17 protein-coding genes, 1 tRNA gene and 1 other RNA gene are annotated in these 13,880 nt (G+C 66.4%); 7 read left to right on the top strand and 12 right to left on the bottom strand.

What is annotated here, in order from left to right; genetic code table 11:
• Positions 1 to 320 precede the first annotated feature (320 nt).
• The 4 genes from PIJ50_RS15550 to PIJ50_RS15535 all read right to left on the bottom strand — a co-directional run bounded on the left by PIJ50_RS15550 (position 321) and on the right by PIJ50_RS15535 (position 2,472).
• Positions 321 to 554 carry a helix-turn-helix transcriptional regulator gene (locus PIJ50_RS15550; RefSeq protein WP_271976473.1) on the bottom strand — a complete coding sequence of 78 codons (234 nt, stop codon included), beginning with the start codon at positions 552 to 554 and terminating at the stop codon, positions 321 to 323.
• Positions 555 to 863: 309 nt separating this feature from the next.
• A tRNA-Ser gene (locus tag PIJ50_RS15545) sits at positions 864 to 953 on the bottom strand.
• 41 nt (positions 954 to 994) lie between these two features.
• A complete protein-coding gene (locus PIJ50_RS15540; protein WP_271976472.1) occupies positions 995 to 1,969 on the bottom strand; it encodes a phosphoribosylaminoimidazolesuccinocarboxamide synthase in 975 nt (324 codons plus the stop codon).
• A 50-nt stretch (positions 1,970 to 2,019) separates the two neighbouring features.
• Positions 2,020 to 2,472 carry a nucleoside deaminase gene (locus PIJ50_RS15535; protein WP_271976471.1) on the bottom strand — a complete coding sequence of 151 codons (453 nt, stop codon included), beginning with the start codon at positions 2,470 to 2,472 and terminating at the stop codon, positions 2,020 to 2,022.
• Between the two features lie 70 nt (positions 2,473 to 2,542).
• Here PIJ50_RS15535 and PIJ50_RS15530 point away from each other — a divergent pair, with 70 nt between their 5' ends.
• Positions 2,543 to 3,628, top strand: coding sequence for a pseudouridine synthase (locus PIJ50_RS15530; RefSeq protein ID WP_271976470.1), 1,086 nt, complete (start codon positions 2,543 to 2,545; stop codon positions 3,626 to 3,628).
• Here the strand turns inward: PIJ50_RS15530 and PIJ50_RS15525 are convergent.
• Positions 3,582 to 4,172: a flavin reductase family protein gene (locus PIJ50_RS15525; protein WP_271976469.1), complete on the bottom strand. Its 591-nt coding sequence runs from the start codon at positions 4,170 to 4,172 to the stop codon at positions 3,582 to 3,584. The two genes, PIJ50_RS15530 and PIJ50_RS15525, sit on opposite strands and share 47 nt — an antisense overlap.
• Positions 4,173 to 4,244: 72 nt before the next feature.
• Between PIJ50_RS15525 and PIJ50_RS15520 the strand changes: the two genes are divergently transcribed.
• The 4 genes from PIJ50_RS15520 to PIJ50_RS15505 all read left to right on the top strand — a co-directional run bounded on the left by PIJ50_RS15520 (position 4,245) and on the right by PIJ50_RS15505 (position 7,804).
• Positions 4,245 to 4,736 (top strand): GNAT family N-acetyltransferase, encoded by a 492-nt coding sequence (locus tag PIJ50_RS15520; RefSeq protein WP_271976468.1) that lies wholly within the window; start codon positions 4,245 to 4,247, stop codon positions 4,734 to 4,736.
• A gap of 159 nt (positions 4,737 to 4,895) precedes the next feature.
• Positions 4,896 to 5,711, top strand: a complete 816-nt coding sequence (locus PIJ50_RS15515) for a 5-bromo-4-chloroindolyl phosphate hydrolysis family protein (RefSeq protein WP_271976467.1) — start codon at positions 4,896 to 4,898, stop codon at positions 5,709 to 5,711.
• Positions 5,708 to 6,856, top strand: a complete 1,149-nt coding sequence (locus PIJ50_RS15510; protein ID WP_271976466.1) for a toxic anion resistance protein — start codon at positions 5,708 to 5,710, stop codon at positions 6,854 to 6,856. The genes PIJ50_RS15515 and PIJ50_RS15510 overlap by 4 nt, the downstream gene beginning before the upstream one ends.
• A gap of 3 nt (positions 6,857 to 6,859) precedes the next feature.
• Positions 6,860 to 7,804 carry a DUF2927 domain-containing protein gene (locus PIJ50_RS15505; protein ID WP_271976465.1) on the top strand — a complete coding sequence of 315 codons (945 nt, stop codon included), beginning with the start codon at positions 6,860 to 6,862 and terminating at the stop codon, positions 7,802 to 7,804.
• Positions 7,805 to 7,806: 2 nt separating this feature from the next.
• On the opposite strand, the gene PIJ50_RS15500 is transcribed toward PIJ50_RS15505, so the two are convergent.
• From PIJ50_RS15500 to PIJ50_RS15490, 3 genes are all read right to left on the bottom strand, one after another.
• Positions 7,807 to 8,499 (bottom strand): metal-dependent hydrolase, encoded by a 693-nt coding sequence (locus PIJ50_RS15500; RefSeq protein WP_271976464.1) that lies wholly within the window; start codon positions 8,497 to 8,499, stop codon positions 7,807 to 7,809.
• Between the two features lie 82 nt (positions 8,500 to 8,581).
• Positions 8,582 to 9,367 (bottom strand): inositol monophosphatase family protein, encoded by a 786-nt coding sequence (locus tag PIJ50_RS15495; protein ID WP_271976463.1) that lies wholly within the window; start codon positions 9,365 to 9,367, stop codon positions 8,582 to 8,584.
• A gap of 32 nt (positions 9,368 to 9,399) precedes the next feature.
• A complete protein-coding gene (locus PIJ50_RS15490) occupies positions 9,400 to 9,768 on the bottom strand; it encodes a helix-turn-helix domain-containing protein (RefSeq protein ID WP_271976461.1) in 369 nt (122 codons plus the stop codon).
• A 276-nt stretch (positions 9,769 to 10,044) separates the two neighbouring features.
• Between PIJ50_RS15490 and PIJ50_RS15485 the strand changes: the two genes are divergently transcribed.
• Positions 10,045 to 10,821, top strand: coding sequence for a Bax inhibitor-1/YccA family protein (locus PIJ50_RS15485; protein ID WP_271976460.1), 777 nt, complete (start codon positions 10,045 to 10,047; stop codon positions 10,819 to 10,821).
• A gap of 189 nt (positions 10,822 to 11,010) precedes the next feature.
• On the opposite strand, the gene rpmG is transcribed toward PIJ50_RS15485, so the two are convergent.
• Positions 11,011 to 11,178: a 50S ribosomal protein L33 gene (gene rpmG / locus PIJ50_RS15480; RefSeq protein WP_018301779.1), complete on the bottom strand. Its 168-nt coding sequence runs from the start codon at positions 11,176 to 11,178 to the stop codon at positions 11,011 to 11,013.
• Positions 11,179 to 11,358: 180 nt separating this feature from the next.
• Here rpmG and PIJ50_RS15475 point away from each other — a divergent pair, with 180 nt between their 5' ends.
• Positions 11,359 to 12,123: a MauE/DoxX family redox-associated membrane protein gene (locus PIJ50_RS15475; RefSeq protein WP_271976459.1), complete on the top strand. Its 765-nt coding sequence runs from the start codon at positions 11,359 to 11,361 to the stop codon at positions 12,121 to 12,123.
• Here PIJ50_RS15475 and rnpB read toward each other — a convergent pair.
• From rnpB to PIJ50_RS15460, 3 genes are all read right to left on the bottom strand, one after another.
• Positions 12,124 to 12,545: RNase P RNA component class A (rnpB, locus tag PIJ50_RS15470), an RNA gene on the bottom strand.
• Positions 12,546 to 12,557: 12 nt separating this feature from the next.
• A complete protein-coding gene (locus PIJ50_RS15465) occupies positions 12,558 to 13,193 on the bottom strand; it encodes an N-acetylmuramoyl-L-alanine amidase (RefSeq protein WP_271976476.1) in 636 nt (211 codons plus the stop codon).
• The gene (locus PIJ50_RS15460; RefSeq protein ID WP_271976457.1) at positions 13,190 to 13,867 is read right to left on the bottom strand and encodes a hypothetical protein; all 678 of its coding nucleotides are present in this window, start codon (positions 13,865 to 13,867) and stop codon (positions 13,190 to 13,192) included. Before PIJ50_RS15460 ends, PIJ50_RS15465 begins: the two co-directional genes overlap by 4 nt.
• Positions 13,868 to 13,880: the final 13 nt, after the last annotated feature.

Below are 13,880 nucleotides of genomic sequence, written 5' to 3'. Positions count from 1 at the left end.
GGATGCTGTCGCCCGCCGAGTTCGAGCGGCAGCAAATGATGAGACGTGAAGGCGTCTAAGAAACTCGGGGCTATTCAAAACAGCCACCACGCACGGTCCTCCCAATCACGGCCTTTTCGATACGGGTCGCAGACTAGGGAGGACCACGCTGGTGCGAGCTCCGCACCGTCCGACTGAGACGCTCTCATCCCATATATCGGAGGTGCGGTTCGCTTCGTTCGGCGCACAGCCGAAGTTGTGCTCGGCACCGTAAGGATATCAGAGGAGCTTAAATAGCCTGCGACTTAGGACGAAAGCGCAAGTGCCTCTAGCAGGAGACGTTATGCGGCAGCTTCATCCGGCCATCCGTGCGGCAAGCCCAATTGTGTCATGAGGCCGACGACAAGCGCCTCATTTTCCCAAGTCTCAATGTCGGACAACAGCCAGCGCCGTGCGCCACTTGGGAGGCGCACGCCCCTGGGGAAGGTTTCTTTGCGTATCCACCGGTAGACAGTGTCGGTTGACACGTTGAAGCGCAGGGCGACCTGCGTGACATTCAGGTATAAGTTCATCATTGGGCGATCCTTAAGCTCAATGTCTACTTATAGCGGCCAGGTAGGTCGAAAGACCGGACAATTTCAAAAAACGATATTTTTCCTCTCCGGGATCTATCGGCGGCCGTTTCTTCCCGAGAAGCACCACGATAGGCACGTCACCCGTCTAACCGCAGAGTGAACCTCAACAACGCCAGGCAGCTCAGCACCGAACCAAATCCTACCGGCTACTCAGTAAATGCTGTCGTCAGTCTGAAGGTGGGACTGTTGGTGGGACAGAAATGTAAGACCTAGTAAAATACGTAATTATCAGAGACTTGTGAGGTTTTATGGCGGAAGCGGTGGGATTCGAACCCACGGTGGAGTCTCCCCCACGCTGGTTTTCAAGACCAGAGCCTTAAACCACTCGGCCACACTTCCTTGAGGCCGACGCATAGCAAACCACGCGTCGGCGGCAAGCCCTATTGGAAGAAGGGGCGCAGGTTGGCGCGGACGCGGTCCAGGGGCGTGGCGCCGGTCGTGTCGGGCACGAAGGCTTCGCCGGTGATCGTCTCGTAGGCCTCCACATAGGCGGCGGCGGTGCGGGCGATCATGTCGGCGGGGATCTCGGGGATCGGGTCCGCGTAGGGGTCGCAGCGTTCGGCGACCCAGGCCCGGATGACGTCCTTGTCGAAGCTGTCAGGGCGGGTGCCGGCCTCGAACGCCCGGGCATAGCTGGCGGCGTGCCAGTAGCGCGAGCTGTCGGGGGTGTGGATCTCGTCCGCCAGAAGGATGCGACCTTGGGCGTCCAGCCCGAATTCGTATTTCGTGTCCACGAGGATCAGGCCGCGTTCGGCGGCGATGGTCTGGCCGCGGGCGAACAGGGCCAGCGCCATGGCCGACACCTCGTCCCATTGCGCCTGCGTCAGAAGGCCCCCCGACACGATGGCGGCTTCGTCCAGCGGTTCGTCATGGCCGCCGTCGAAGGCCTTGGACGTGGGGGTGATGATGGGGGCGGGCAGGGCTTCGTTGTCGCGCAGGCCGTCGGGCAGGGTGTGGCCGTACATCTGACGCACCCCTTTCTTGTAGAGCGTGAGGACCGAGGTGCCCGTGGTGCCGGCCAGATAGCCGCGGACCACGATCTCCACCGGCAGGATCTCCACCCGTTTGCCGATGACGACGTTCGGGTCGGGATAGCCGACCACGTGGTTCGGCGCGATGTCGGCCGTTTGTTCGAACCACCAGCGGGCCATCTGCGTCAGGACCTGACCCTTCCACGGGATCGCCGTCAGGATCCGGTCGAAGGCCGAAATGCGGTCCGAGGAGATCAGGATCCGCCGTTCGCCTTCGCCCCGGTCCGGCAGGTCGTAACAGTCGCGCACCTTGCCGAAATAAGGGTTCGGCAGTTCGGGGATGCGGGCTTCGGGAAGGACGCGGGAAAGGTCGAGTGCGGGCATGGGCGGGCCTCCTGTTGTCGCTGCCGTCATGGGCGGGCGGGCCGAAGTTGTCAACGACGACGCGCGAAGAAGGCGCGCAGCAGGGCGGCGGCCTCGGCCTCGCGCAATCCGTCGTAAACCTCGGGCGCGTGGTGGCACTGGGGGTGAGAAAAGACCCGCGGCCCCTGCGCCACGCCGCCGGATTTCGGATCGGCGGCCGCATAGTACAGCCGCCCGATCCGCGCGGCCGAGATGGCGGCCGCGCACATGGGGCAGGGCTCCAGCGTGACGTAAAGGTCGTGGCCGCCCAGACGTTCGGACCCCGCCAGCCGGCACGCTTCGCGGATGGCCAGCATCTCGGCATGGGCGGTGGGATCGGAAAGCTCGCGCGTGCGGTTGCCGGCCTGCGCCACGATGCGGCCGTCCGAGGCCACGATCACGGCGCCCACGGGCACCTCGCCGCGGGCGGCGGCGGCGGCGGCCTCGTCCAGCGCGGTCTGCATGTGGCTGCGAAAGGGGCTCATCCCCGTGTCATGCCGCCTTGTGCGCAAGCTTGTCCACCCATATCCTTCAGGGCTGAAACGAAGGATTCCCATGACCGAGCCCACTTCCCCCAGCGGCGAGCGCATCGCCAAGGTTTTGTCCCGCGCCGGGGTCGCCTCGCGCCGCGAGGCGGAGCGGATGATTGAGGCCGGTCTGGTGTCGGTGAACGGCAAGGTCATCGACAGCCCCGCGCTGAACGTGACCCCAAAGGACCGCGTCGTCGTGGACGGCAAGCCGCTGGACGCGCCGGAGCCGGCCCGCCTGTGGCTGTATTACAAGCCCGAGGGGCTGGTGACGTCCGAAAGCGATGAAAAAGGCCGCCAGACGGTGTTCGAATCGCTGCCCGAGGACATGCCGCGCGTGATGTCGGTCGGACGGCTCGACCTCAATTCCGAAGGGTTGCTGCTGCTGACCAATGACGGCGGGCTGAAGCGGCGGCTGGAGCTGCCCTCCACCGGGTGGCTGCGGAAATACCGCGTGCGCGTGAAGGGCAACCCGACCGATCCTCAACTGGAACCGCTGCGCAAGGGTGTCGTGATCGACGGCGAACGCTTTCAGCCGATGGATGTGAAGCTGGACCGCCATCAGGGCGCGAACGCGTGGCTGACCGTCGGCCTGCGCGAAGGCAAGAACCGCGAGATCCGGCGGGCGATGGACTCGATCGGTGTGACCGTGAACCGGCTGATCCGGGTCAGCTACGGCCCCTTCCGCCTGAACGAGCTGAAGCCCGGCGAGGTGGAGGAGATCAAGCCGCGCGTGCTGAAGGACCAGTTGGGCCTGTCCGACCCGGTGGAGGAAGAGGCCCCAGCGAAGAAGCCGCGCCGCGTGGTCAGCCTGAACAAGGACCGCAACACGTCCGTGAAGCCGGTGCGCGCCCGCCGCCCGGCGGCGGAGGAGGACGGGGACACGCCGCGTCGTCCCGCAGTTTCGGCCAAGCCGGGGGGTGCCAAGACCTTCGGCATGGCCCCGGCCAAGCCCGCAGGCCCGAAGACGCCCGGCGCCGCCCCCGCCAAACCGAAGACCTTCGGCACCGCTGCCAAGAAGGGCGGCAAATCCGCCGCCTTCGGTTCGGACCCCACGAAGCGGGAGCCTAGGCCGTCCGGTCGTCAGGGCGGACCATCTCGAACACCTCGGTGACGGAGGCGTAGTCGCGGTAGCCCAGCCGCGATAGCGGGTGAAAGCGGGTGACGTCGAAGCGCCCGGCCACCACGCAGTCGTCGCGCATGTGCACGCCCGTCACCTCGCCCAGGATCAGCAGGTTGCCCGTGCCGCGCAGGGCCACGATCTCAGTCACGCGGCATTCGAGGGAGGCGGGCGCCTCGGCCACGCGGGGGCAGTCGATCGTTTCGCATTCGGCCTTCGCGATGCCCGCCGCCGCAAATTCGTCCGTCCCGCGCGGAAAGCTGGCCGAGGTGGCGTTCATCGCCGCCGCAAGATCGGTGGACACGATGTTCACGCAGAACACCCCCGATTCCCGGATCGCATGGGCGCTGTCCTTCAGCCCCGTGGACGCGAACATCACCTGCGGCGGCACATAGGCCACGGCGTTGAAGAACGAATAGGGCGCTAGGTTGTCCCCCGTGCCGCAGCGGGTAGAGATCCAGCCGATGGGACGCGGCGACACGATGGCGTTGAACGGGTTGTGCGGCAGGTTATGTCCGGTTTCGGGGCGGTAGAACATGGCGGCTCCTTGCAAGGTTTGCAGGGGATGTGCACCCGTGCTAGGCGCATTTCCAGTCACGATGGGGAACGGATGTATCAGCTGGAGCAGGAACAGCCCGCCGACTGGTGGGAGGTCGAGGCCCTTTACGACCTGTGTTTCGCGCCGGGGCGCACGGCCCTGTCCTCGTACCGCCTGCGCGACGGGGTGCCGCCGGTGGCCGCGCTGTGCGCCGTTCTGCGCGACCCCGAAGGCCCCATCGCCGCCGTGATCCGCTATTGGCCGGCCGAGATCGAGGGCCACGACGTGTTGCTGCTGGGCCCCGTGGCCGTGCACCCGACCCGTCAGGGGGAAGGGCTGGGTGCCCTCCTCATCACGGAAACGCTGGCCGAGGCGCGGATTCTGGGGTGGGAACGGGTGATGCTCGTGGGCGATGCGCCCTATTACCGCCGCTTCGGGTTCCGCAAGCTGGACGACGTGGTCATGCCGCCCCCCACGAACCCTGACCGCGTGCTGGGCGTGGCGCTGGTCGCGGGCGCGTGGAACGGCATCCGGGGCGAGGTGACAAAGGCGCGTGGCGCCTGATCGGCGCATTTCGCCCGCCAGCCCTTGGCGCGGGGGGTCCCCTCGGCTACCTTTGATGAACAAACACAACGAGGCACACATGTCCGGCGAGGGCTTCGCTAAACTCGCATTCCTGCTTCTGATGGGGCTGATGCTTTTCGTGTCCTGCGGCGGTGGCGCATGATCCTGCGCCGCAATCCGTTCGACGGGCGCCGGCGGCTGCGGGGCAGCACGCGCGCGCGCATGATGCTGCTTCCGGCGGCGCTGTTCTTTCTGACGGGCTTCTTCGGGGGCGCCGCGCATCTGCTGACCTTTTGGGCGGCGGGGCTTCTGATCCTGGCCGCGTCGTGGCTGACACGCGAAGGGCTGCGAGCCGGGCTGGCCTATGACACCCGCAGCATCGCCCGCCGTCCGGCCCTGCCGCGCAAGCTGATGGGCGCCGGGGCGACGGGGCTGGGTCTGGCCGTCGGCACGGTGCAGCAGGGGCCGGTGGTGGCCGTTCTGATGGGTCTGGCCGGGGCCGCGCTGCACGTGGCGAGCTTCGGCGTCGATCCCCTGCGCGACAAGGGGGAAGGGCTCGACGCGTCCCGCGTGGCGCGCGCGGTGGACGAGGCCGAACGCTACCTGACCGAAATCACGACACGCATCGACGCGCTGGGCGACCGCGCCCTGTCCAGCCGGGTGGCCGGGTTCGTCGCCACCGCCCGCGGCCTGTTCCGCCGGGTGGAGGACGATCCCCGCGATCTGGCGGCGGCGCGGCGCTATCTGGGCGTCTACCTGATGGGCGCGCGCGACGCGACGGTGGCCTTTGCCGATCTTTCGGCGCAGGGTGCGGACGGCACGGCGCGGCGCGACTATGTGGCGCTGCTGACGGACCTTGAAACCGATTTTGCGAACCGTACGTCCGTCCTGTTGCGGAACGACCGCGCCGAACTGGATCTGGAAATCGCGGTTCTGCGCGAAAGGTTGACGCGGGAAGAAAGAGGAAGAGCATGAACACCGACGCCACGGCCCCTTCGGACGACATCGAGGCCCTTTCCCCCACCACCGCCTTGCCCGACGACACCGAAAGCCCGCTGACGCTGGACACCGCCACGCCCGAACAGGTGGAGGCCATCCGCGCCCGCATGGCCGAAGTGGACATGGCCCGCACCGAGACGATCATCCGCTTCGGCGCCGGCGCGCAGGCCGGCCTGCAGGAGATCAGCGCCAAGATGCTGGAGGACGTGCGCAACAAGCAGGTGGGCCCCGCCGGGGACAGCCTGCGCGACATGGTCACCACCATCCGCGGCTTTTCCGTGTCCGAACTGGACGTGCGGCGCGAGGCGACCCTGTGGGAGCGTCTGACCCGCCGCGCCACGCCCTTCGCCACCTTCGTGGCGCGCTACGACCGCGTGGGCAGCCAGATCGACAGCATCACCGCCGCGCTGCTGAAGCATGAACACGCGCTTCTGAAGGACATCAAGGCGCTGGACATCCTTTACGACCGCACGCTCGACTTCTATCGCGAGCTGGCGATTTACATTGCGGCGGGCGAGGCGAAGATCGCCGAGCTGGACCGCGACGTGATCCCCGCGCGCGAGGCGGCGACGGCGGATCTGGCGGCGTCCGAAAAGAACATCGCCGCGCAGGCCATCCGCGACCTGCGCACCGCGCGCGACGATCTGGACCGCCGCGTTCATGACCTGAAGCTGACGCGTCAGGTGACGATGCAGTCGCTGCCCTCGATCCGCTTGGTGCAAGAGAATGACAAGAGCCTCGTTGGCAAGATCAACTCCGTCCTCGTGAACACGGTGCCCTTGTGGGAAACGCAGCTGGCGCAGGCCGTGGCCGTCCAGCGCGGGCGCGAGGCAGCGGGGGCGATCAAGGAGGCGACCGACCTCACGAACGAGCTGCTGACGTCGAACGCGACCCAGCTGCGCGAGGCCAACCGCGAGATCCGCACCCAGACCGAGCGCGGTGTCTTCGACGTGGAGGCCGTGCGCGTGGCGAATGGTGAACTGATCACCACGATCAACGAAAGCCTCACCATCGCCGAGGAGGCGAAGGTCCGCCGCGCGACGGCCGAGGAAAGCCTGCGCCGGATGGAAGCCGACCTGCGCGAAGCCTTGGCCGCCGCCAAGGCCCGCCCGAAAGGATAGAAAATGCACGTTCGGGCGCAGAGCATTGGACTGCTGTGCCTGCTGCTGGCCGCTTGCGCCGAGCCCCCGGTGCCGGTGCCGGTGGTTCCGGCCGAACCCGTCCATCCCCGGGCGCGCCCGGCCGGCCTCGTGCCGCCGACGCCCTCCGGCGCCTCGGTCGCGTTGGGCCAGTATTACGCGGGCGTGCAGAAAAGCCTGCTGGCGCAGGGGCTGTTACGCACCGACGGGGGCGGGGCGGATGTTCCGTGGAACGACCGCATTCTGGCCGAAACATTTCTTCGGATCGCGTTCCGTGACGAATACCGGCGCGGGGCGGACGGCTTCACCGCCGGGGAAACGGTAACGACGCTGCGCCGCTGGCAAAAGCCGGTGCGGGTGGGGCTGATCTTCGGCCCCTCGGTCCCGGCGGACGACCGGGCGCTGGAACGGGCGCGTATCGGGTCCTACCTCGCGCGGCTTCAGAAGCTGACCGGGCATCCGATCGCGCTGGCGGATCAGGGCGTGAACTTCAACATCTTCATCGTGAACGAGGATGAACGCCGGGCCATGGGCCCCGTCATCGCGCAGGCCGCCCCCAACCTGTCGCCCACCGAAGTGGCGGCGGTGCAGAACCTGCCAAAGGAGACCTACTGCCTCGTCTACGCCACCGCCGACAAGACGGGGGCCTATTCCAGCGCCTTCGCCCTGATCCGGCAGGAGCATCCCGGCCTTCTGGGCTTGGCCTGCCTGCACGAGGAGATCGCGCAGGCACTGGGCCTTCAGAACGACAGCCCGCAGGCGCGTCCGTCCATCTTCAACGATGACGAGGAGTTCGCGCTGCTGACAGACATGGACCAGCAGATGCTGGGGATGCTGTACGACGCGCGCCTGTTCCCCGGCATGACCGAGGAACAGGCGCGCCCCTTGGTGCAGGTCATGGCCGCCGAACGGGTCGGCGGCGGGGCCTGAGGTCAGAGGTCCAGCGGAACCAGCACCTCGGGCTCGATCACCCGCACGCCGGGCAGGGCGTCGATCAGCGGCTGGGCCGACTGCGCCAGCGCCGGGAATGTCTTGTAGTGGCAGGGGATCACGGTCTTGAAGTTGAAGTACCGCTTCGCCGCATAGGCTGCGCGGTCCATGTCCATGGTGTAGAACCCGCCGCAGGCCAGGATGCCGATGTCGGGCTTGTGGTAGTCGCCCATCCAGTCCATGTCGGCCATGATGTCCGTGTCGCCCGAGACGTAGATCACGTGACCTTCGCCCGCGATCATGTAGCCCGACTCGGTGCCGGTGTAGATCGGCGTGGACTTGCCTTGAACGGAACTGGAATGCACGGCGTTGACCATGGTCACCTTCGCGCCGTTCAGGTCCACCGTGCCGCCCTTGTTGAAGCCGATGCCTTCGATCCCCTCCTCGTTCGACCACCAGCCGATCAGGTCGGCGATGCCCACCATCGGGATCCGGTGGCTTTTGCTGATGGCCAGCGCGTCGGCGGTGTGATCGCCATGCCCGTGCGTCAGCAGCAGGTGGGTGACGCCTTCCAGCGCCTCGTCGCGCCGTTCCTCGGGGAAGGACGGGTTGCCCGTGAACCACGGGTCGATGAGGAGGACGGCCCCCTCGATCTCGAGCCGGAAGCCGGCATGGCCAAGCCAGATCAGTTTCATCGCGTGCTCCTTGCTGCGTCTGGGCGCAGGCTAGGGCAAGGCATAGGGGCTGGAAAGGGCGACGCCCCTCAACGCCGCGTGATCAGGCGTTCAAGAGGGCCGTCGCCTCGGCATGAATGGCGGGGTTCGCGGCGGCAAGAACGCGCCCCCCCTGCACGGCGGGGCCGCCGGTCCAGTCGGTGACAAGCCCGCCCGCCGCCTCGATCACGGCGATCGGGGCGTGGATGTCGTAGGGTTGAAGCCCCGCCTCGATCACCAGATCGATCTGCCCCGCCGCCAGAAGGGCGTAGGCGTAGCAGTCCATGCCATAGCGAGTCAGGCGGGCCCGGTCCTTCACGCGGCGGAATGCGGCCTCGTCCTCGGCCGTTCCGATCTCGGGGAAGGTGGAGGACAGGAACGCCTCAGCCAGCGGGCGGGGGGCGCGGGTGCGCAGGGAATGGGTGCCATGCGGACCGATGACATGGGCAAGGCCCAGCCCACCCTCGAATCGCTCCCCGATATGGGGCTGGTCGATCAGGCCGTAGATCGGGCCGTTGGCGTCGGACACCGCGATCAGCACGCCCCAGGTGGGGGCACCGCACAGAAAGGCGCGGGTGCCGTCGATCGGGTCCAGCACCCAGGTCAGGCCGCTGGTGCCTTCGGTGCGGCCCCGCTCCTCGCCCAGGATGGCGTCCTGAGGGCGGCGGCGGGCCAAAATGGCGCGCATCGCATCCTCGGCGGCACGGTCGGCGGCGGTCACGGGATCGAAATGGGCGGGGGCCTTGTTGTCGACGTCGAGAGACGGCTGGCGGAACAGGGCCAGGGCCGCGCCGCGCGCCGCCTCGGCCAGTTCATGGGCCGTCTCGATGATGCTGTTGCGATCGTCCATGGCCCCTCGCTTATCGGGGGGCCATGGCCCGGTCAAGCGACGTCGGACAGGACGCGGGCGAGGTCGAACAGGCGGCGGCGCTGCGCTTCGGGAATCGCGTAATAGACGCGCACGAGCTCCAGCGCCTCGCGGTCGGCCATCATGTCGCGCGAAGGGGTGTCCGACGCGCCGTTCAGCCCTTCGAAGAAATACGAGATCGGAACGTCGAGCACGTTCGCGATGTCCCAAAGGCGGGACGCGCTGACGCGGTTCGCGCCCGTTTCATACTTCTGGATTTGCTGGAACTTGATCCCCACGCCCTCGGCCAGTTGCTGCTGGGTCGTGCCGATAGTCCAGCGGCGATGGCGGATGCGCTTCCCCACATGCACGTCTACCGGATGTTTGTCTGTGGTCGCGTCCATGGCCTGCCCGTCTTCTACTATCATTCACAGCAACATAAGGAGGGAGTTTGTATCAAAACAATTTACCACGTTTGTCATACTTACGCGGCAACATCAATTAAACCCTTCATTACCTGCATCAGTTCCTGCTCATCATTCTGTGAATGTATAAAGGCCCTGCGACGAACTGCCCGACTTGGGCGACTTGAAAAAAGTGGTGTCCTTGCCGATATTTTGCATAATTCGGGCGGTCCCAGCGGGATGTGACGCACCGAGGGGGAAGTTACGGAGGACTCCATGGCGCAATATCAGACGATCGGCACCAGCGCGGGATCGCGCGCGGCGCAGATCGATGCGGGCCTTCGCGCCCATATGAACAAGGTCTACGGCGTGATGTCGGTCGGCATGCTGCTGACGGGCGGCGCGGCCTGGGCCATTTCCGGCCTTGCCACCACGACGGATCCGTCGCTGGCGGCCGCCCAGATGGGCAATGGGCAATATCTGACGACCCTGGGGGCGGCGCTTTACGCCTCGCCGCTGAAATGGGTCATCATGTTCGCGCCGCTGCTGGTGGTGTTCGCCTTCAGCGCGCTGATCAACCGGATGTCGGCCGCCACGGCGCAGCTGGTCTTCTTTGGCTATGCCGTGCTGATGGGCCTGTCGCTGTCGTCGATCTTCCTGGTCTTCACCGGGGCGTCGATCGCGCAGACCTTCCTGATCACGTCCATCGCCTTCGCGGCGCTGTCGCTCTATGGCTACACCACGAAGAAGAACCTGTCGGGCCTTGGCACGTTCCTGATGATGGGCGTGATCGGCCTGGTGGTGGCGATGATCGTCAACATCTTCCTGCAGTCCCCGGCGCTGAGCTTCGCGATCTCCGCCATCGGCGTGCTGATCTTCGCGGGCCTGACGGCTTACGACACGCAGAACATCAAGACGACCTACATCCAGCATGCGCAGATGGGTGACGTCGAATGGCTGGGCAAGGCCGCCATCCTGGGCGCGCTGACCCTGTACTTGGACTTCATCAACCTGTTCATGTTCCTGCTGCAGTTCATGGGCAACCGCGAGTGAGCTTGCGGACATCGATGTGAAAGGGGCCGGTCGAAAGACCGGCCCTTTTTCATGGTATCTGGGCGTCACCCACGTCGATCTTCTCCTGAGGGAAGGCCGCCCTCCACGCAGCGGAGTACTTGCGGCAGACAAGATAAAACCCCGGGCTTGCACCCGAGGTTTTATCCGTATCGAAAGGTTCGGCAGATCTTACTTGATCTTGCCTTCCTTGTATTCGACATGCTCCCGCTTGACGGGGTCGTATTTGCGGACCGTCATCTTCTCGGTCATGGTGCGGGCGTTCTTCTTGGTCACATAGAAGTGCCCGGTGCCCGCCGTCGAGTTCAGACGGATCTTGATCGTCGTCGGCTTCGCCATAATCGTCTCCACAGCGTCGGGGGAAACGGAACGCGTCCCCCGGTCAAATCCTTGAAGCCGCCTTTTACCCTCACAGGTGGCAGAGTCAACGGGCAATCGGTCACAGCCCCATGGAAAACTTGGGCTGGAACGCGGGCGTTCGATCCTTACATTCGAAGGGGAACGGAAAGGATCAGTGGCATGACGGCAAGTTGGGGAATGGGCGGCGAATCGAAACGCAAGGCGGTGCTGTACCGGATGGTCATGCCGGGGCACACCTGTCCCTTCGGCCTGAAGTCCAAGGCGCTGCTGGAGCGGAACGGCTATGTGGTGGAGGATCATCACCTGACCACGCGCGAGGAGGTGGACGCCTTCAAGGCAAAGCACGGCGTGAAGACCACACCCCAGACCTTCATCGGCGATGACCGCGTGGGCGGGCACACCGACCTGCGGGCCTTCTTCGGCGATCCCGTCCGTTCCAAGGACCAACTGACCTACACGCCCGTGCTGGCGATCTTTGCCGTCGCGGGCCTGATGGCGCTGGCCGCCCGCTGGGTCGTGGGGGATCTGAGCTTCTCCTCGTGGCTGATGTGGGCCATTCCCTTCGCCATGTGCCTTCTGGGCCTGCAGAAGCTTCAGGATATCGAAAGCTTCTCCACCATGTTCCTGAACTACGACCTGCTGGCCAAGCGGTGGGTGGGCTACGGCTATGTCTATCCCTTCGCGGAAACGGCGGCGGGCCTTCTGATGATCACCGGCGTGTTGAACTGGGTGTCGATCCCGGTCGCGCTGTTCATCGGCATCATCGGCGCCGTGTCCGTCTTCCAGGCCGTGTACGTGGAGAAGCGGGAGCTGAAATGCGCCTGCGTGGGCGGCAACAGCAACGTGCCCCTGGGCTTCGTGTCGCTGACCGAAAACGTCATCATGGTGCTGATGGCGCTGTGGATGCTGTCGATGGCCGTCTGATTGCGCGGATGGCCTGTAAGCCGGATTCTGTTCCGGAAGTTGCCTCCCTTCGATGACCATTCCTCTGGTCCCGCCGTTGCCGGCGGGATCTAGCTGCCAACCCGGACCTCTGGGCTGAAGCGTCCCTGCCTGTGGTCTCCGCTTGCGCGCGGACCTTACAGGCGCGAGGTCCCTATTCGGCATTGCTCCGGGTGGGGCTTGCCGTGCCGTCCCTGTTGCCAGGTCCGCGGTGGGCTCTTACCCCACCGTTTCACCATCGCCACGCACCGGTGCCACAGGGCGAAACCTCTGGCGGTCGTGGCAGACTCTTCTCTGTGGCGCTTTCCCTCGGGTTGCCCCGGCCGGGCGTTACCCGGCACCCTTGCCTCATGGAGTCCGGACTTTCCTCGAAGGTTGCCCCCCGCGGTCATCCGGCCATCCGCGCAATGGCGGGGTTACGTGGCCCGTGCGCCCGCGTCAAGGCCCGCCGCAAGGGCGCGGTCGGTGTCGTCCAAGGGTCCGGTGGCCCAAGGGCGGAACCGCAGCCGGAAAGCCCCCAGCAGGGCGGGGGAGGGGGCATAGCCGAACGCCTGCGCCGCCGCTTCGAAATCACCGGGGGCGGCGGGGGCGGGCCAGACGGACAGGCCCTGCCGCGCGAGCCGCCGCCAGTCGAAGCGGGGCCCGGGATCGGTCTTGCGGTCGGGCGCCATGTCGGAATGGGCGATGACGCCCTGCGGCCCGATCTGCCAGCGGTCCATGATGCCGCGTAGCAGGTCTTCCAGCGCCCTCATCTGCGGGTCGGGAAAGGGGGAGGCACCGTCATTCGCGAGTTCGATCCCGATGGAGCGGGAGTTGACGTCATCATGCCCCTGCCAGACCCCCGCGCCGGCGTGCCAAGCGCGGCAGTCCTCGTCCACCAGGGCGATGGTTTCACCGGATTCGGAGATCAGCCAGTGCGCCGAGACTTCGGCCACCGGATCGCACAGGCGCTGGCGCGCGGCCTCGCAGGTGGCCATGGCGGTGTAGTGGAGGACGATCAGCTCGGGCCGCGCGCCGTCGCGGCGCGGGCCGTGATTGGGCGACAGGCTCAGCGTGCGGCTGCGGCGCGGAAGGGGGCCGGGTCCCAGGCGCAGGCATAGCCGTCGCCATCGGGATCGAGGTTGTTGCGGTCGCGCTGCGGCCCGCCCGAGGCGAGGAAGGCTTCCTGTGCCAGATCGGCCGACAGGTATTGCGCGCATTGCTGCTGCGCGTTGCTGAACCGGACCGACGACCGGCCATACATCTGCTGCCCGCGCGCGTGATTTTGCTGCAGCGCGTAGGACACGATGTTCGGCGTGTTGTCGTTGGGGCGCGAAGGCACGGCCGTGGGCTGCACCTGCACGTATTGCGACCGGTTCTGCGCGATCACGGCCGCATCCTCGGCGATCGACCGCTGGGCCGACACTGCTTCGAAGCTATTCTCGTTCGAGATGCCGGTATGGCCCGCCACGCCCGCCATCTCGCCGATCTCGGGCCGGATGTTGGTGGGGGCGTTACCGCGCGGGCGTTCGCCATAAGGCAGAGGGGCGGCCGCCGCAGAAGGGGTGGAGCCGGCCGAATTGATGGCGTCCAGCGCGCCTTCGGTCGTGAATCCTTGCGGAGCCGGGGCCGCAGCCGGGCCCTGGGCATAGCCACCGGTGCCGCCCGATTGGTTGCGCATATAGGCCTGATAGCTGTCGGGCGCCTGCGACGCGCATCCGGCGAGGGCTAGCGCGCCCAGCAACATCGAAGAAATCCGC

This window comes from Falsirhodobacter sp. 20TX0035 (assembly GCF_028307215.1).
GTDB lineage: Bacteria > Pseudomonadota > Alphaproteobacteria > Rhodobacterales > Rhodobacteraceae > Falsirhodobacter.
The sequence above is the reverse complement of the archived record's forward strand: the minus strand, read 5'-3'. Positions and strand labels throughout refer to the sequence as shown.